This is a genomic window from Jeotgalicoccus sp. FSL K6-3177 (assembly GCF_038050175.1).
GTDB classification, from domain to species: Bacteria; Bacillota; Bacilli; order Staphylococcales; family Salinicoccaceae; genus Jeotgalicoccus; species Jeotgalicoccus nanhaiensis.
On sequence record NZ_JBBOSK010000001.1, the window covers coordinates 815,830 to 833,515 of the forward strand.

Here is a 17,686-nt window from a genome sequence, read left to right on the forward strand (position 1 = left end):
TAAATCAAAGTATGTTAATTAATTCACAAATATGTCACTAAATTTTAAACCTAAGTATTTAATAGAAAGCGGTAAAACAGTTATAATAATAGGTATGAATATGGGGTGATTACAAATGGATGAGGTATTAATTGGACGCGTTTTAACCGGTATGACTTTAGGCTTTCATATAATTTTCGCCACTATCGGGGTCGGTGTTCCAATAGTGTTTATGGTTCTTGAATTTTTAGGGCTGAGGAAGAAAGATGCGCAGTACTTAACGATGGCACGGCGTATCGCAAAAGGTTATACGGTCACCGTTGCAGTAGGTGTGGTAACCGGAACCATAATCGGACTGCAGCTGTCATTGATATGGCCGGACTTTATGAGACTCGGCGGTCAAATTATAGCATTGCCGCTGTTTATGGAGACCTTTGCGTTTTTCTTTGAAGCAATATTCCTCGGAATATTTTTATATACATGGGATCGTTTTAAAAATCCCTGGTATCACTGGCTGTTAAATATACCGATTGTTATCGGTTCGACTTTGTCGGCGGTTTTTATTACGACGGTGAACTCATTTATGAATACACCGGCAGGATTTGACTTTGAAGGCGGAGAACTTTTAAATATCGATCCGATTGCCGCAATGTTCAATCCTTCGTCATGGGTCAGAGTATTCCACGTTGTCGTTACGGCATATATGACGATTGCTTTCCTTATGGCGACAATCAGCGCAGTGAAACTGCTCAGATCATCACATAAAGAAGATAAAACATATCACAAAAAAGGCTTAAAAGTGATGATGTCAATTGGAGTAATTATGGCCGGTCTGACACTGCTTGCAGGAGATTTAACGGCGAAGTTCCTGCATGAACACCAGCCTGAAAAACTTGCAGCTTTTGAATGGCACTTTGAAACAGAAGAAAATGCAGATTTAGTACTGTTTGGTATTTTAGATGAGGAGACGCAGGAGGTTAAATATGAACTGCGTATTCCATGGGTACTCAGCTTCCTCGCAGGAAATTCATTCGATACTGAAGTGACAGGGTTGAATGATATACCGGAAGATGAACATCCGCCGCTGATTATCCATTACTTCTTTGACTTAATGGTATTCTTCGGAATGTACGGACTCGGTATCGCTGCTGTGTACTTTATCGTTAAATTTACTAAGCGGTGGACAAAAATACACGAGCACCATCCGGCACTGCTCTATATGTACGCCCTCGCCGGTCCACTCAGTTTTCTGGCAATAGAAGCAGGCTGGTTCTTAGCAGAAATGGGACGGCAGCCATGGATTGTCAGAGGCTATATGAGAGTGTCTGAAGCGGTGACACAGGCAGACGGTTTAGGTATTACGCTGATAGCTTTTGCACTCCTGTACATGGTGCTCGGAGCGACATGTATATATGTGCTGCTCAGAATGTTTAAAGGCAAATCAGCTGAAGAAGATAAATTAAACTGGTATGGAGAAACCGGCATTATATTGAAAGGTGAAGGAGGTCAATTGCCATGAGCCTAGATTATGAGATTATCGGTGTAACTGTACTTTGGACCTTTTTATATCTCTATGTCATCATCGCATCGATTGACTTCGGTGCCGGATTTTTTAACTTTTATTCAAAATTGACAGGTGATGATAATATCATCAGTCCGATTATTTCACGATATTTAAGTCCGGTATGGGAGACAACAAACGTCTTCTTCGTCTTTTTCTTCGTCGGAATTGTCGGGTTTTATCCGGATACAGCATATTATTTAGGTACGACCTTGTTAATTCCGGGGTCGATTGCTCTGATACTGCTGTCGATACGCGGCTCGTATTACGCGTTTAACTCATACAACCGGGAAAGCAAGCTGTCATGGTCAGCCTTGTACGGTGTAACAGGACTTCTTATACCGGCGGCGCTGTCGATTGCACTTGTCATTTCAGAAGGCGGTTATATAGAAGAAACCGCCAAGGGCATCGATTTAAACTTTGAAAATTTAATTTTCAGCACTTACGGCTGGTCGGTTGTCTTTCTCGCAATTATTTCAGTGCTTTATATTTCGAGCGGTTTTCTAACGTTCTATGCTGCAAAAGCTGAAGATAAGAAAGCAAGTGAATTAACGAGAACCTGGTTTTTAATCTGGGCCTTGCCGACGCTCGTTATTACCCAGTTTACGTTTTTAGGACTAAGACAGCATAACTATGAACACTTTATGAGTGCTCAGAATTACTGGTATTTATTTGGGCTGAGTCTTCTTGCAATGCTGATTGCGGTCTTCTTAATCTGGCAGCGCCGCAACTACGGTACAGCTTTTATTATGATAATGCTTCAGTACGGATTTGCCTTTTACGGCTACGGAATCAGCAAGCTGCCGTACATTCTTTATCCGTATATAAACATTAATGATGCTGTCGTTAACGAAAATATGGCATTTGCATTGACAGTCGTCTTCGTATTAGGTTTACTATTATTAATTCCATCATTATTCTTGCTGGTAAGACTGTTCTTATTTGATAAGGATTATGTGAAGGGGAAGAAAAAATACTAGTAATATACAGGATAGGTTGATACTATGAAAAAAGAAATTGCAGTCATCGGACTGGGAAGATTTGGCGGAAGCATCGTCATGGAACTGAGTGAAATGAATGTGGATGTCCTCGTTATTGATACGGACGAAGCACGAGTCAATGAATATCAGGATTATTACTCTGAAGGTATTATCGGAGATTCAACAGACGAGGCAATGCTGAAAAGCATCGGTATTGATAATTATGATAATGTCATCGTTGCTATCGGAGATAATATCCAGGCGAGTATTTTATCGACATTGATTTTAAAAGATCTCGGAGTTAAAAAAGTAACAACTAAAGCTCAGAATTCCTATCATGGCAGGGTACTTGAAAAAATCGGCGCAGATATAGTCGTCCATCCTGAACGGGATATGGGGCGTAGGATCGCTCACAGACTCGTATCCTCCTCTGTCGTCGAGTACCTTGAAGTATCGACCAACCACTCGATTATTGAATACAGTGCGAACGCAAAACTGGAGAACAAGCGTATAAGCGATTTAAATATCCGAGAAAAATTCGGTATCAGTATTATTGCTATTAACAGAGATAATGACATTATCGTGAGTCCGGATTCTCAGATCAGCATCCTTGGAGGCGATATACTGATTCTTATAGGCAGTGATCAGGAGCTGAATCATTTCGAGAAAGTTATGGAGCGGCTTAAATAGATACAATACAGGAAACGTCAACAGCGCCTCCCGGAGAAGGGAGGCGCTGTTTTTATTATGGAGAGTAATAATTAGTGCTGAGTGACAGTGTAAAAATGACAGTGTCACTCAAAACATATTAATTAAATTCAATTCCGTAATGATCGAGAATATATTGCGGCATGAAGTACCGTGCTGTTTTTTTAGGGTCAACGACCTGATTAATTTGTGTTTGGCCGCCAAGACTCATCAGCATCGTAAATTCCTCCATGCTCAAATCAGTTTTCGGCTGAAGCAGCTCAGCCATTTTATGAACTGAAGTATCAACAGCGGTATCGAGACTTTCATCGGAAACATTCAGATAAATACCTTCATCATTAATAATTACTGGATGTTCAGTTGGTAAATTCTTTGCTTTTTCAAATGTTACATTAACACTCGCGCTGACTTCAAGTCCTGATACACTGACTTCGCCGTCAGCCATCGCAGCATGTACATCACCGAGACCAAACAGCGCACCGTCATGATAGACAGGCAGGTACAGAGTGATGCCTTCTGTTATTTTCAGGCAATCCATATTGCCGCCATGGGTATCAGGCGTGCCGTTATTCACCGCTTCATCAGGCGGAGCTACACCGATTACACCGATCATCTTATTAACTGGAAGCGGCAAGCCGTTAAAATTGACTGTATTATTTTTAGTATCAACATCGTAAATACGGACGAGCGTTTCTTTCAGAGTATCTCCCATCACACCCATACCGGGGCCGGTCACCATAACTCCAGTATCGGAAATATCAATACTGTTAATCGTTATCTTTAAAACATCTCCCGATTTAACGCCATCTACGTAAACCGGTCCTGTTGCAGGATTAATTCTTTCCCAGTCAAGTCCGCCGAAAGAACCTTCCTCGGAAGTGATTTGCCCTGTAAAGCAGTCATGTGTTTCAATATCGACAGTATCTCCTAGCTTAACTGTTAACTTCGGCTCGTTCTCTTTGCTCATTGCATAAAAAAGATTATCCTTTGAAAGTTTATGGTGTGCCATTAAAATTCCTCCTTAATAATACATTCTTCTCTCATTATAGATTAAATTAAAGACAAAAAGGAGGTGTAGAGGAGTTACAGAAAATAAAAAAACACCGAAATCCCAACTAATCGGGACATCGATGCTTAAGTCATATTATTTTATTTATCGTCGTTAACTCTCATGATAATCGGAAGAATCATTGGACGCCGCTTCGTTTTGTTATAAAGGAAACCGCTTAATTCTTCAATAATCAGCTGTTTAACATTATACCACTCAACATTTTCTTTTGAATCGAGCAGCGTTTTGACTTCATCGCGGATTTTCTTCTCTGCACTGCGGATTAGACCATATGATTCTCTCATATAAACGAAACCGCGGGAGATAATATCCGGACCGCTTAACAGTTCGCCTGTTTCAAAATCAATTGTCAGCACGACGATTGCGAGGCCTTCTTCCGATAATGATTTACGGTCCCGGAGAACGATATTGCCGATATCTCCGATACCGTTGCCGTCAACGAATACTGTGCCGGCAGTGACGCGGTGTGAGAAACGCGCACTGTCTTTCGTCAGGGCAAGAACGTCGCCGATTTCAAAAACAAAAATATTCTCTTCTTTGACACCTGTTGAAATTGCCAGTTTCTTATGCAGGTCGAGCATACGGTATTCACCGTGAATCGGCATAAAATACTTAGGCTGCATCAGACGGAGCATTAATTTCTGTTCTTCCTGCGAACCATGTCCTGATGTGTGAATATTGGACAGTTTGCCGTGGATAACATCAGCGCCTGCTTTATAAAGCGCGTTGATTGTTTTGTTAACGCTCAAAGTGTTACCCGGAATCGGCGATGAACTGAAAACTACAGTGTCATCAGGAATGATGCTGATTTGTCTGTGTGTACCGTTGGCAATACGCGACAGTGCTGCCATCGGCTCTCCCTGTGAACCTGTACATAAAATCATCACTTTATGTTTTTCTATTTTGTTAATCATTTTAGGTTCTATAAATGTCTCAGGCGGAGCTGTAATATAGCCGAGCTCCTGGCCGATTTTAATGTTGTTTTCCATGCTGCGGCCAAAAATACAAATTTTGCGGTCGAATTTCACCGCAGCTTCAATTGCCTGCTGCACGCGGTAAATATTCGATGCAAAAGTAGCGAATATAATACGGCCTGTACATTTACGGAATATATCTTCAACGTTCTGGCCGACTGCTTTTTCACTGATAGTGAAGTTTGGAACAGTGGCGTTTGTTGAGTCTGACAGAAGGGCAAGAACACCTTCTTCACCAAGTTTCGCCATTTTGGCAAGGTTTGCCGGTTCGCCGACCGGAGTGAAGTCAAATTTGAAATCACCTGTATGAACAATATTGCCTTCCGGTGTCCGTACGATTACGCCGTAGGCTTCCGGGATAGAGTGAGTCGTTAAGTAAAACTCAATATCCATATGCTTAAATTTCAGAACGCTGTCCTCATCGATAGGAATTAATTCAGTCTGGCTGAGAAGATGGTGTTCCTCAAGTTTGTTGCGAATTAACCCCAAGGCAAGCGGACCTGAGTAGATAGGTACTGAAATTTGTCTTAATAAGAAAGGAATACCGCCGATGTGATCTTCGTGGCCGTGTGTTACAATCAGTGCACTGATTTTATCTTCGTTTTCTTTTAAGTAAGTGTAATCAGGTATTACATAATCAACGCCAAGTTCATCATCTGTTGGAAACTTGACCCCTGCATCGATAATAATAATTTCATCTTTATATTCGATACAGTATGTGTTTTTCCCGATTTCTCCCAGTCCCCCAAGAGCAAATACACCTACTTCATTTGATTCAAGCGTCATTACGCGATAGTCTCTACTTTAAAATCTTCGTTATTGTTTTGTTCGTATTCCAGATGCGCGGGACTAAGTGCCTGGATAAATTCGATGTTGTTCTGGTTCGTTTTCAAATAGTTGCGAACCTCTTCTTCTGTTTCTGCCTCGACATAGCGAATCTGTGTGTCTTCTCTAATGATACGCGTGTCCATATCTTCTTGGAAAAATACTTTAAATACTGCCATAATTTATGACTCCTTTGTTAGTTATTTATCATTATTAAAATAAATGTTAAAAATAAAAATATGTGCCTAAATTTTTTAAGCACATTATTTAGGGCGCTATTTACCCTTCATATATTCATTGCGCAATAAACCTTTTCTGCCCAGGATGCTTTTCAACTTTTTCTTAAGTTTCTCACGTAACCTTCTCAGCATACTATCACACCCTTATATACTTATTCTCATTTTACAATATAGACCCGGTACTTGCAAAGACTTTATAATAGTAACAAGGGAGGGAAAACTGTGAAGATAGAAAGGATTATGTCGACAGTTAAAAATGAGAAGATGCGAAGTGATAAAATATTTACCGGCATCGAGTTCAATGTCCGGGGGAATCAGGTCGTGATGAACTATGTATATGCTGACTACAGCAGTCAGACGGATACTGATGTGTACATGCCCCACGGAGAAGATCCGGTTTTTATTAACGAAGAAGAAATGAATATGCTGCTTCAGAAACTGCGTGAAAAAAATATTCAATATAATATCAGAAAAGATGAATTTATTTAAACTTAAAAAGACGGGGACTGTGTTTAACACAATCCCCGTCTTTTATATTGGTCCTATTCGAGCGGTTCGGCATTGCCGGTCGGCTCAAAAGGCGCCTTCTTATCAATATGGTCGTAAAACATTACGCCGTCCAGATGATCGAGCTCGTGCTGCAGGACAACTGCTAAAAAGCCTTTTGCCTTAATATCGATTTTCTCTCCATCGATTGTTACAGCACTGACGCGGATGCGTTTTTTACGTTGCACGATGCCTTCTATTTCTTCATCGACACTCAGGCAGCCTTCGCCGGCCGGTAAATAAGTTTCATTAACCGAGTGACTGATTACTTTAGGATTAATCAGCATGTAGTCGTATTCCGGATTGCCTTCTTCATCTGCAACATATATCGCAAGCATGCGCTTATCGAGACCAATTTGAGGTGCGGCAAGTCCGACACCCGCCCGGAGGGAGTATTTTTCACTCACTTCAGGATTCTGTGAGTTAATCAGATACTCTCTCATACTTTTTAATTCTGCTATTGTCTGTGCATCGATTTCTGCCACTTCGCTTACTTTTTTACGCAGCATCGGATGACCATCGCGCACAATATTTTCCATAGTCAGCATGATAAAACCTCCTTCGTTTCAAACACTCGGTTTATTATACAATATATTTGCGTTAAAATGGTATTGTAAATACTGATAAAAAAACTAAATTAACATGGGGGTACATATCGAAGTGAAGAAATTTATTGTATTACTGGGCGGAGCAGCCTTGTTTTTATCTGCCTGCAGCAATGCGGAATCCGAACTGAATGATTTTTACGATGCGTTTACCGGCAGTCTGACTGAAGAAAAAGGACTGGGCGAACTGAACGAACAGTATAATGAACTGGAAGGTTCAAAGGCATCGATGCAGGAAGAATTGAACAATGCTGATATTAAAGAGATTAACAGCATCAGCGAAGAGCTTCAGACTAATACTGCAGAGCGTCTTGAATTGCTGGAGGAAGAACGCGGGCTGATTGCGGATTCAGATGAAGCATTTGAAGATGCACGTGAAGCAGCGGAAGATATTTCGAATGAAGAATATAAAAAAGAAGCAGATTCTCTTGTAACAGCAATGAATGAGCGGTTTGACGCACATAAAACGATGACTGATACATATACAGAAGCCCTGCAGGCAGAAGATGCGTTGTTCGAATATTTAGGAAATGAAGATATTGCACAGGATGAGGTGGATGAACACTTAAACAAAATCGCCGAATACAGCGAACCGATTAACGAAGCATCCGAACGTTTTGCCTCTGAAACAGAAAAAATAAATCAGTTAAAAAGCGAAATAGAACAAATTCTTGAAAATAACTAAAAATCCAAGGTGTTACTAGAACAGATTTAACTGTATCATTAATGAAAACGCTGACATATCAACTCTGTACTAATCTGTTACACCTCTATTTTATTTACTGTTAGAACAGTAGTGTGATAAAATGAAATTAATTACAAACAAATCTAGAAGGGATTGTGAACATACATGGCAGCAAATAAGAAATTGAATCCAGTTGATGTTCTTTCAGAAATAGAAGCAAAATTTGAAATGCTTCAGATTTTGAATGAAAAAGGCGAAATCGTCAATAAAGACATGGATCCGAAATTATCCGATGATGAACTCGTTGAGTTAATGACGAGAATGGTTTGGACTAGAGTTTTAGATGAGCGTTCTACGGCATTAAACCGTCAGGGGCGTCTAGGTTTCTATGCTCCGACAGCCGGTCAGGAAGCATCGCAGATTGCAAGTCACTACGCATTATCTGAAGGGGATTATGTACTCCCGGGCTACCGTGACGTACCTCAGTTAATCTGGCATGGCCTGCCGCTGACTAAAGCGTTCTTATTCTCACGCGGTCATTATAAAGGGAATCAGTTCCCGGAAGGTGTTAATGCACTCAGCCCGCAGATTATCATCGGTGCGCAGTATGTGCAGAACGCAGGTGTAGCACTCGGTCTTAAAAAACGCGGCAAAGAAAATGTAGCAATTACCTATACAGGTGACGGCGGAACTTCACAAGGGGATTTCTATGAAGGAATCAACTTCGCAGGAGCTTACAATGCACCGGCAATCTTCGTTATTCAAAACAATAATTACGCAATTTCAACACCGAGAGAATTGCAGAGTAAAGCTGCAACACTGGCTCAAAAAGCTGTAGCAGCAGGCATCCCGGGTGTTCTTGTTGACGGCATGGACCCGCTCGCAGTTTATCAGGCGACAAAAGAAGCACGCGACCGTGCAGTTGCGGGAGAAGGCCCTACGCTGATTGAAGCACTGTGCTACCGTTTTGGACCGCACACGATGGCGGGAGACGATCCGACGCGTTACAGAACTTCAGACGAAGACAGCGACTGGGAGAAGAAAGACCCGATTGTACGTTTCCGTACTTATTTAGAAGGTAAGAAATTATGGTCTAAAGAAAAAGAAGATGAAGTAATTGAACAGGCTAAAGAAGATGTAAAAGCGGCAATAAAAGAAGCAGATGCAACAGAAAAACAATCTGTAACTGAGCTGATGGACCTCATGTACGATGTGAAGCCGTCTAACTTAGAAGAACAGTATGAGTACTATAAAGGGAAGGAGTCTAAATAATTATGGCACAAATGACGATGATTCAAGCTATTACTAATGCTATGGCTACAGAACTAAAAAATGATGAGAATGTTCTCGTTTTCGGTGAGGACATCGGTGTCAACGGCGGGGTTTTCCGTGCAACAGAAGGTTTGCAGGAAGAATTCGGCGTAGACCGTGTATTCGATACGCCGCTTGCAGAGAGCGGTCTGGTGTCATTAGGTTTAGGCTTAACTTTAGAAGACTACCGTCCGGTAATTGAAATTCAGTTTTTCGGCTTCCTGTTCGAAGCAATGGATGGAATTGCGGGACAGATAGCTCGCCACAGAGTGCGTTCCGGAGCGAGCAAGCAAACACCAATCGTTATCCGCGCGCCATTCGGCGGCGGTGTTAACACACCGGAACTTCACGCAGACTCTCTGGAGGGCTTAATGGCTCAAACTCCAGGTTTACGCGTAGTAATTCCGTCAAACCCGATAGATGCTAAAGGACTGTTAATTTCAGCGATCCGTTCCAATGATCCTGTTATTTTCCTTGAGCACATGAAGTTATACCGTTCTTTCCGTGAAGATGTACCTGAAGAGGACTACGAAGTGGAAATCGGCAAAGCAAGCATTAAACAGGAAGGTACAGACATTACTTTAATCGCCTACGGCGCTATGGTACAGGAAGCGATGAAAGCTGCTGAAGAACTGGCCAAAGAAGACGTGAGTGCAGAAGTTATCGACCTTCGTACTGTTTCACCTGTAGACTACGACACTTTAATCGATTCTGTTAAGAAAACTAACAGAGCAGTAGTTATCCAGGAAGCGCAGCGTCAGGCTGGTGTTGCAGCAAACGTAGTTTCTGAATTATCGGAGCGTGCGATTCTTCATCTTGAAGCACCGATTAAACGCGTGACTGCACCTGATACGGTTTATCCGTTCACGCAGGCTGAAAGTGTCTGGCTGCCGAACAAAGATGATATCATTGAACGTGCAAAAGAAGTGCTGGATTTCTAGAGTCTAATAATAGGAGGAATAATTATGGCATTTGAATTTAAACTCCCGGACATCGGTGAAGGAATTCACGAAGGGGAAATTGCTAAATGGCTAATTGCCGAAGGCGATAAGATTAATGAAGATGATGTATTGGTTGAAATTCAAAACGATAAAGCAGTCGTAGAAATTCCATCTCCTGTAGATGGGACTGTGTCTAAAATTCATGTCGAAGAAGGCGAAGTTACTACAGTCGGAACGACAATTGTAACAATCGACGACGGCAGTGAAGATTCAGGTTCATCAGACAAAGCTGAAGAATCTCCGAACAAAGAAGAAAAACAGCCGGATAAAGATAAATCAGACAGCGATAAAATAGTTATTGCGATGCCGTCTGTCCGTAAATTTGCACGTGAAAACGATGTGGATATTAAAGAAGTTACAGGCACTGGTAAAAACGGCCGTATTCTAAAAGAAGACATCGAAAACTTCGGTACTGAAGCAGCTGAGTCAGAACAGGCTGAAGAAACTAAAGAGGAAACTTCTGCTTCAAGTGAAGGAACACAAAAAGCTCCTCTTAAACAGCAGACAGGCGAACTGGAAACTCGCGAGAAGATGAGCGGTATGAGAAAAGCGATTGCGAAAGCAATGGTTAACTCTAAGCACACATCACCTCACGTTACACACATCGATGAAGTTGAAGTTGATGCCTTGTGGGCTCACCGTAAGAAGTTCAAAGAAATCGCAGCTGAGCAGGGTGTTAAATTAACCTTCCTTCCTTATGTTGTTAAAGCGCTTGTATCAGCACTTAAGAAATACCCTGAATTAAACACTTCAATTGATAATGAAACATTTGAAGTCATTCAGAAACATTATTATAATGTAGGTATTGCGGCAGATACTGAAAAAGGTTTAGTAGTGCCTGTTGTAAAAGATGCAGATAAACTTTCAATGTTCGAAATTTCTGATGAAATTAACGAATTGGCTACAAAAGCACGTGACGGCAAGCTTTCATCTGATGAAATGAAAGGCGGTTCTGTAACAATTTCCAATCTGGGATCTGCAGGCGGCAAGTGGTTTACACCGGTTATCAATCAGCCTGAAGTTGCTATTTTAGGAATTGGCCGTATTGAAGAACAGCCTGTCGTAAGAGACGGAGAGATTGTCGCGGCACGTGTTCTCGCACTATCACTAAGTTACGACCATAGACAAATCGATGGCGCAACAGCTCAAAATGCTTTAAATCACATTAAGCGTCTGCTTAATAATCCGGATTTATTATTAATGGAGGGGTAGTAAAATGGTAGTTGGAGATTTTCCTATTGAAACAGATACAATTGTAATTGGTGCAGGTCCCGGCGGTTATGTCGCTGCAATCCGTGCAGCGCAGCTTGGACAGAAGGTAACTCTGGTAGAAAAAGGAAATGTCGGCGGTGTATGTTTAAATGTAGGATGTATTCCGTCAAAAGCAATGATTTCATCAGCGCACCGTTACCAGGAAGCTCAAAATTCCGAAGATATGGGTGTTATTACAGAAGGTGTTAAATTAGACTTCTCTAAAGTTCAGGAGTTTAAAGAAAGCGTAGTAAACAAACTTGTCGGCGGTGTTGACATGCTCTTAAAAGGTAACAAAGTCGATGTCGTTAAAGGCGAGGCTTACTTTGCAGAGGGCAACAAATTAAAAGTGATGGATGATAAGCAGTCTCAGACTTATGAGTTCAAAAACGCAATCATCGCAACAGGATCACGCCCAATCGAAATTCCAGGATTTAAATTCGGCGGCCGTATTTTAGATTCTACAGGTGCCTTGGCACTTGAAGAAGCGCCAAAAAAACTTATCGTAATCGGCGGAGGCTATATCGGAACTGAACTTGGTTCAGCTTATGCCAACTTCGGTACTGAAGTGACGATTCTTGAAGGAACACCTGATATATTAGGCGGTTTTGAAAAACAGATGACTCAGCTGGTTAAGAAAAATCTTAAATCTAAAAATGCGACGATTGTTACTAAAGCGATGGCTAAATCTGCCGAAGAGACAGAAAATGGCGTTAAAGTAACTTACGAAGCAAAAGACGAAACTCATGAAATTGAAGCGGACTACGTACTGGTTACTGTTGGCCGCAGACCAAATACTGATGAGCTCGGACTTGAAGAATTAGGAATTAAAATGTCTGACCGCGGTTTAATCGAGGTTGACAAACAATCGCGCTCAAGTATTTCTAATATCTATGCTATCGGTGATATCGTTGACGGTCTTCCATTAGCTCACAAAGCAAGCTACGAAGGTAAAGTTGCAGCAGAAGCAATCGCCGGCGAAAAATCAGAAGTTGATTATATCGCTATGCCTGCAGTCTGCTTCACTGAGCCTGAACTTGCTACAGTAGGCTACAATGAATCACAAGCCAAGGATAAAAATATCGAAGTTGTTACCGGCAAATTCCCGTTCCAGGCGAATGGCCGCGCACTCGGACTTAACAAGACAGACGGTTTCGTTAAAGTCGTCGCACGTAAAGAAGATGGACTGGTCATCGGTGCTCAGGTCGCAGGTAACGGTGCTTCAGATATTATTTCTGAACTTGGACTTGCAGTTGAAACAGGTATGACACTTGAGGATATCGCATTGACAATTCATGCGCATCCGACGTTAGGTGAAATTCCGATGGAAGCGGCAGAAGTTGCTTTAGGACGTCCGATTCACTCAATGTAATTTTATAAACTTTAAAGGTCAGGGTAAAACACTCTGGCCTTTATTTGCTTTGGAGGCTGAAATTAATGAATAATGAATACTCATATCCGCTTGATTATGACTGGAGCACCGAGGAAGTGCTCTATGTCATGTCTTTTTATCAGGCAGTTGAAATCGGTTATGAAGAAGGCGTGCTGGCTGGTAAATTTGAAGAAGCTTATAAGGACTTTAAGGAGATAGTACCGTCAAAATCCGAGGAGAAAAAACTTTTCAAAGAATATGAAAAAGTCAGCGGCAAAGTACCTTACCTTCTAATTAAACAGCTTAAAGATGCAGAACCGTCCGATATCATTAAGCCGTAAAATGACTTGAAGGTCTCTGCAGTTAATAAATTTAATGCTCTAGAGGTTTTATTAACAATTTAAAGTATCGCTTGATTAAGTTATGCTGACGGTGGGTATTAACTACTAAAGACAAATTAGGAGGCTTATTATGGCAAAGGAATACACTCAAACTGTAAAACCTGTCAGCCGCATTGCTGAAAGAACATTCGGCTGGCTGGGCTGGCTTATACTGCTGGCATTTACTGCAGGAATCTTGTTTTTCTCATTAGTTACTATGAATGACCCGAATCAAATTGACCAGATTACCAGCCAGATGGAATCTCAGGTGCAGGGTATGAATACTCAGGGAGTTGATCCGCAGGCTGTTATCGATATGACAATTTCTGCGCTGAGCAGTTCTTGGATGGTAGCACTTTATCTTGCATTGCCATTAATCATTGCGATACTTGGTCTGTTAAATATGCGCCGTAGAATTTTAGCAGGTATTTTACTGCTGCTTGCTGCGATTCTTGCAGCTCCATTAGTATTTACTTTAATCTCATCGCTGTTCTTCGTCATCGCAGCAATTCTGCTGTTTGCACGTAAAGATTTAGTTGTGAAAAACGAGGACCCTAGAGATGCATACCCGCGTGAAGAACGTAACGGTTACAATAACCGCAATGAATATCTTCCTGAAGAAGAAAATAGAGCAAATCAGCACCGCGTTCAGACTCCGCCTGATGAAGATGTTAAAATTCACCAGAACAGAGACACGGAGTACGGTTATAATCAGGAAAGCAAGGTGCGCGGGGAAGATATTGAGAGCACGCGTAAATTCAGCCGTATCGATGAAGATGACTCGTCTATGGTCGACAATAATATCGATTCAAAAAATATCGACCAGCCGGTTACTGACCGCGAATATAATCGGCAAAGCGGAGTAGATACTGAAGAACTAAACGAAATTGACCGGGAAGATCCTGCTCGTACAAGAAGAAACAACGTTGATCGCAGAAATCGAAAATAAGACAATATTTCAATCCGGAAGAGTTATTGATTCTTTCGGATTTTTAATATGGAGAAATTTACACAAAATTATTATAGATTTTGTAAACGATAACAATGCTATGAAGTCAATGGTACAGAGATTTATCCATATCTTAAGTTATCTGAATTTAATAAATAATCAAATATTCATATTCTAATAACCGTATATTTCTGTTATGATACCTCTTATACTATTAAAAATTAAGTATAGGGGGTCTTATATGTGAATGCATTAATCAGGTTTAGTAATTTTATAGGAAACACTTTTGCTGTCTGGGTCATTTTATTTGCAGCTCTAGCTTTTGCCTTACCCGGGGGTTTTACATGGATTTCACCATACATAAATCTGCTGCTCGGTATTATTATGTTCGGCATGGGTTTGACTTTAAAGTTCAAAGATTTCAAACAAGTAATTACAGCTCCGAAAGAAGTCATTACTCTTGTAGTTGCACAATATACCATCATGCCTTTAATCGCATTAGGGCTCGTTTATTTATTTCAGCTGCCTGCTGAAATTGCAATCGGCGTTATTCTTGTCGGCTGCTCGCCCGGTGGAACATCCAGTAATGTGATGACTTTCCTTGCAAAAGGCAACATGGCATTATCAGTTACTGCAACATCGGTAACAACACTTCTTGCACCAGTTATAACTCCGGCGCTGACATTGTTTCTTGCCAGTGCCTGGCTGCCGGTATCATTCTCGGCAATGTTTATATCGATAATCCAAATAGTGCTGATACCAATAGCACTTGGAGTAGCGGTTCAATACCTGCTCGGAACTAAAGTTGATAAAGCTGTCGGCATTCTTCCATTAATTTCAGTGCTAGGAATTATCGGTGTAATTACCGCAGTAGTATCAAATAATGTTGAAAATATTATTACATCCGGACTGCTTATTTTTGCAGTTGTAATACTCCATAACCTGCTCGGTTATTTAGTTGGTTTTCTGCTCGGGAAAGTACTGCGTTTCGATCTCAGAGACACAAAAACGCTGTCGATTGAAGTCGGCATGCAAAATTCAGGTCTTGCCGCAACGCTTGCTGCAACTCACTTTTCACCAGTTGCTGCTGTACCGGGAGCACTGTTCAGTGTCTGGCATAATATTTCCGGTTCACTTGCAGCAAACTGGCTGAACAGAATTGGCAAAAAGAAACAGGCAGATAAAAAGGAAGGCATGGCTCGAGAAAAGCTTAAAGAGGTAAACCAATCAGAAGTTTAAAAAAGGCGGGAACAATTATGACAGAGAAAAAAGATATCAGAATCCGTTCACATGTATATGATGATATCGGATTAAAAGCACCAAACAGAGCAATGCTGAGAGCGGTCGGTTTTACCGATGAAAGTTTCAAAAAACCTCAAATTGGCGTCGTGAGTAACTGGGCAGAGACGACACCGTGTAATGTTCACTTAAACGATCTTGCTCAGTTTGCTAAAGAAGGGGTGTCAGAAGCGGGCGGTGTGCCTGTTCAGTTTAATACGATTACTGTCGCAGACGGTATCGCAATGGGAACACCGGGCATGCGTTTTTCCTTGCCGTCACGGGACATTATTGCAGATTCCATAGAAACGATGGTTCAAGGTCAGAACTTCGATTCTTTCGTAGCTATCGGCGGGTGCGATAAAAATATGCCCGGCTGTGCGATTGCTATAGCGAATACTAATATTCCTGCAGTTTTTGTATACGGCGGAACGATTGCACCGGGCCGTCATAATGGCCAGGATATCGACCTTGTTTCTGTATTCGAAGGTGTCGGTAAGTGGAACAATGGAGATATCGACGACGCAGAACTTAAGAGAGTAGAATGTGCAGGCTGTCCGGGGCCGGGTGCCTGCGGCGGTATGTATACGGCAAACACGATGGCCGCTGCCATAGAAGCTATGGGGCTCAGCCTGCCAGGCTCTGCATCAAATCCTGCAGTGACAAAAGAAAAAGAACAGGATGTTTATGAAGCCGGTAAAGCTGTACTCAACCTGCTCGAAAAAGAAATTTATCCGAGAGACATTTTAACGAGAGAAGCTTTTGAAAATGCAATTACTGTCGTACTTGCACTCGGCGGTTCGACTAACGCGATTTTACACCTGCTGGCAATCGCTCATGCAGCTGAAGTTGAGCTGACGATTGAAGACTTTAATGATTTCCAGGAAAAAGTACCGCATTTGGCTGATTTGAAGCCTTCCGGTAAATATGTATTCCAGGATCTGTTTAATGTCGGCGGAGTGCAGGGTGTAATGAAATATCTTTATGAAAAAGGATATATTCACGGAGACTGCCTGACTGTAACAGGAAAAACGATTGCTGAAAACCTGGCAGAAGTTGAACACTTAACACCGGGACAGGATGTCATTTTACCGCTTGAAAATCCGAAGCGTGCCGACGGACCTTTAATCGTTCTTAAAGGAAACCTGGCACCGGAAGGCGCTGTAGCAAAAGTGTCCGGCGTTAAAGTCCGCCGTCACGTCGGCGAAGCTAAAGTGTTCGATACAGAGCAGGAAGCTATTGAAGCTGTTATGACAAACGATATTGTTAAAGGTGATGTTGTCATCGTGCGCTATGTTGGTCCTAAAGGCGGGCCGGGTATGCCGGAAATGCTGTCGTTATCAAGTTTAATCGTCGGAAAAGGGCTCGGCGAAGATGTCGCACTCTTAACGGACGGCCGTTTCAGCGGAGGCACCCACGGTCTTGTCGTCGGGCATATTGCTCCGGAAGCACAGGACGGAGGAAATGTTGCTTTAGTTCAGACAGGAGATATTGTAACGATTGATCAGGATACAAAAGAATTGTCGTTTAACGTTTCAGATGAAGTCCTGGCAGAACGCCGCAAAGATTTAGTGCTGCCGCCACTCCACAGTAAAGGTGTGCTCGGAAAATACGCGCATATCGTATCTTCTTCATCAAAAGGTGCGATTACAGACTTCTTTAACCGGGACGACCTGCCGGGGAGAAACTGATAATTAAATAAAATAAAGTGAAATCCGTACGTCAAACTTCTTCGGAAAGCTGACGTGCGGATTTTTGTATTTTTAGCGTTATCTGTATTTAAGATGTATTCGTGTAATAAGTAAACAAAAATATTGATTTTCAGGAAAGTGGACACGTCGGCATTGTAAACGATTACATTATCAGAAATGTTAGATAATTTAAAATAATTAGCTTTTTGCTGTTGCTTTTGCTTTATATACGGGGTATTATACATTCATTAAGAAAATTAAATAATCAAACAATTCAAATAT

The 17,686-nt window shown here is 41.6% G+C and carries 17 protein-coding genes; 13 read left to right on the forward strand and 4 right to left on the reverse strand.

Features of this window, described 5'->3' with window-relative positions:
* The first annotated feature begins 115 nt into the window (after window positions 1-115).
* Genes MHH58_RS04120 through MHH58_RS04130 form a run of 3 tightly spaced genes read left to right on the forward strand, consistent with a single transcriptional unit; the run spans window position 116 to window position 3,210 of the window.
* Window positions 116-1,498, forward strand: coding sequence for a cytochrome ubiquinol oxidase subunit I (locus MHH58_RS04120; protein WP_341345116.1), 1,383 nt, complete (start codon window positions 116-118; stop codon window positions 1,496-1,498).
* A complete protein-coding gene (locus tag MHH58_RS04125; protein ID WP_341345117.1) occupies window positions 1,495-2,520 on the forward strand; it encodes a cytochrome d ubiquinol oxidase subunit II in 1,026 nt (341 codons plus the stop codon). The genes MHH58_RS04120 and MHH58_RS04125 overlap by 4 nt, the downstream gene beginning before the upstream one ends.
* Before the next feature lie 24 nt (window positions 2,521-2,544).
* The gene (locus tag MHH58_RS04130) at window positions 2,545-3,210 is read left to right on the forward strand and encodes a potassium channel family protein (protein WP_341345118.1); all 666 of its coding nucleotides are present in this window, start codon (window positions 2,545-2,547) and stop codon (window positions 3,208-3,210) included.
* A gap of 118 nt (window positions 3,211-3,328) precedes the next feature.
* Here the strand turns inward: MHH58_RS04130 and MHH58_RS04135 are convergent, their stop codons facing one another.
* From MHH58_RS04135 to MHH58_RS04145, 3 genes are all read right to left on the reverse strand, one after another.
* A complete protein-coding gene (locus MHH58_RS04135; protein WP_135095850.1) occupies window positions 3,329-4,237 on the reverse strand; it encodes an acetamidase/formamidase family protein in 909 nt (302 codons plus the stop codon).
* A gap of 140 nt (window positions 4,238-4,377) precedes the next feature.
* Window positions 4,378-6,057, reverse strand: a complete 1,680-nt coding sequence (gene rnjA, locus MHH58_RS04140) for a ribonuclease J1 (RefSeq protein WP_135095848.1) — start codon at window positions 6,055-6,057, stop codon at window positions 4,378-4,380.
* A complete protein-coding gene (locus MHH58_RS04145) occupies window positions 6,057-6,275 on the reverse strand; it encodes a DNA-dependent RNA polymerase subunit epsilon (protein ID WP_135095846.1) in 219 nt (72 codons plus the stop codon). The genes rnjA and MHH58_RS04145 overlap by 1 nt, the downstream gene beginning before the upstream one ends.
* Before the next feature lie 282 nt (window positions 6,276-6,557).
* Between MHH58_RS04145 and MHH58_RS04150 the strand changes: the two genes are divergently transcribed.
* The gene (locus MHH58_RS04150) at window positions 6,558-6,824 is read left to right on the forward strand and encodes a hypothetical protein (RefSeq protein ID WP_135095844.1); all 267 of its coding nucleotides are present in this window, start codon (window positions 6,558-6,560) and stop codon (window positions 6,822-6,824) included.
* Window positions 6,825-6,877: 53 nt separating this feature from the next.
* On the opposite strand, the gene def is transcribed toward MHH58_RS04150, so the two are convergent.
* Entirely contained in the window at window positions 6,878-7,429 is a 552-nt protein-coding gene (gene def, locus MHH58_RS04155) for a peptide deformylase (RefSeq protein ID WP_115886095.1), read from the reverse strand.
* A gap of 112 nt (window positions 7,430-7,541) precedes the next feature.
* Here def and MHH58_RS04160 point away from each other — a divergent pair, with 112 nt between their 5' ends.
* From MHH58_RS04160 to ilvD, 9 genes are all read left to right on the forward strand, one after another.
* On the forward strand, window positions 7,542-8,171 hold the full coding sequence (locus MHH58_RS04160; RefSeq protein WP_167753325.1) for a YkyA family protein: 630 nt from the start codon (window positions 7,542-7,544) through the stop codon (window positions 8,169-8,171).
* A gap of 165 nt (window positions 8,172-8,336) precedes the next feature.
* Entirely contained in the window at window positions 8,337-9,443 is a 1,107-nt protein-coding gene (gene pdhA, locus MHH58_RS04165) for a pyruvate dehydrogenase (acetyl-transferring) E1 component subunit alpha (RefSeq protein WP_115886097.1), read from the forward strand.
* A gap of 2 nt (window positions 9,444-9,445) precedes the next feature.
* A complete protein-coding gene (locus MHH58_RS04170; protein ID WP_115886098.1) occupies window positions 9,446-10,423 on the forward strand; it encodes an alpha-ketoacid dehydrogenase subunit beta in 978 nt (325 codons plus the stop codon).
* Between the two features lie 24 nt (window positions 10,424-10,447).
* Window positions 10,448-11,695: a dihydrolipoamide acetyltransferase family protein gene (locus tag MHH58_RS04175; protein ID WP_341345119.1), complete on the forward strand. Its 1,248-nt coding sequence runs from the start codon at window positions 10,448-10,450 to the stop codon at window positions 11,693-11,695.
* Between the two features lie 4 nt (window positions 11,696-11,699).
* Entirely contained in the window at window positions 11,700-13,106 is a 1,407-nt protein-coding gene (gene lpdA / locus MHH58_RS04180; RefSeq protein WP_135095834.1) for a dihydrolipoyl dehydrogenase, read from the forward strand.
* A gap of 65 nt (window positions 13,107-13,171) precedes the next feature.
* Complete coding sequence (locus MHH58_RS04185; RefSeq protein WP_135095832.1) at window positions 13,172-13,447, forward strand: UPF0223 family protein; 276 nt, start codon at window positions 13,172-13,174, stop codon at window positions 13,445-13,447.
* Window positions 13,448-13,577: 130 nt separating this feature from the next.
* On the forward strand, window positions 13,578-14,435 hold the full coding sequence (locus tag MHH58_RS04190; RefSeq protein ID WP_135095830.1) for a DUF4064 domain-containing protein: 858 nt from the start codon (window positions 13,578-13,580) through the stop codon (window positions 14,433-14,435).
* 243 nt (window positions 14,436-14,678) lie between these two features.
* Window positions 14,679-15,674 carry a bile acid:sodium symporter family protein gene (locus MHH58_RS04195; protein ID WP_135095828.1) on the forward strand — a complete coding sequence of 332 codons (996 nt, stop codon included), beginning with the start codon at window positions 14,679-14,681 and terminating at the stop codon, window positions 15,672-15,674.
* Between the two features lie 17 nt (window positions 15,675-15,691).
* Complete coding sequence (gene ilvD / locus MHH58_RS04200) at window positions 15,692-17,404, forward strand: dihydroxy-acid dehydratase (RefSeq protein ID WP_135095826.1); 1,713 nt, start codon at window positions 15,692-15,694, stop codon at window positions 17,402-17,404.
* Window positions 17,405-17,686 lie beyond the last annotated feature (282 nt).

Excerpts from the sequence above, each read along its gene's own strand:
- MHH58_RS04170 (WP_115886098.1), top strand. The coding sequence starts at position 9,446 with ATGGCACAAATGACGATGATTCAAGCTATTACTAATGCTATGGCTACA.
- MHH58_RS04125 (WP_341345117.1), top strand. The coding sequence starts at position 1,495 with ATGAGCCTAGATTATGAGATTATCGGTGTAACTGTACTTTGGACCTTT.
- MHH58_RS04130 (WP_341345118.1), top strand. The coding sequence starts at position 2,545 with ATGAAAAAAGAAATTGCAGTCATCGGACTGGGAAGATTTGGCGGAAGC.
- rnjA (WP_135095848.1), bottom strand. The coding sequence starts at position 6,057 with ATGACGCTTGAATCAAATGAAGTAGGTGTATTTGCTCTTGGGGGACTG.
- pdhA (WP_115886097.1), top strand. The coding sequence starts at position 8,337 with ATGGCAGCAAATAAGAAATTGAATCCAGTTGATGTTCTTTCAGAAATA.
- MHH58_RS04175 (WP_341345119.1), top strand. The coding sequence starts at position 10,448 with ATGGCATTTGAATTTAAACTCCCGGACATCGGTGAAGGAATTCACGAA.
- MHH58_RS04120 (WP_341345116.1), top strand. The coding sequence starts at position 116 with ATGGATGAGGTATTAATTGGACGCGTTTTAACCGGTATGACTTTAGGC.
- def (WP_115886095.1), bottom strand. The coding sequence starts at position 7,429 with ATGCTGACTATGGAAAATATTGTGCGCGATGGTCATCCGATGCTGCGT.
- MHH58_RS04145 (WP_135095846.1), bottom strand. The coding sequence starts at position 6,275 with ATGGCAGTATTTAAAGTATTTTTCCAAGAAGATATGGACACGCGTATC.
- MHH58_RS04185 (WP_135095832.1), top strand. The coding sequence starts at position 13,172 with ATGAATAATGAATACTCATATCCGCTTGATTATGACTGGAGCACCGAG.
- ilvD (WP_135095826.1), top strand. The coding sequence starts at position 15,692 with ATGACAGAGAAAAAAGATATCAGAATCCGTTCACATGTATATGATGAT.
- MHH58_RS04135 (WP_135095850.1), bottom strand. The coding sequence starts at position 4,237 with ATGGCACACCATAAACTTTCAAAGGATAATCTTTTTTATGCAATGAGC.
- MHH58_RS04190 (WP_135095830.1), top strand. The coding sequence starts at position 13,578 with ATGGCAAAGGAATACACTCAAACTGTAAAACCTGTCAGCCGCATTGCT.
- lpdA (WP_135095834.1), top strand. The coding sequence starts at position 11,700 with ATGGTAGTTGGAGATTTTCCTATTGAAACAGATACAATTGTAATTGGT.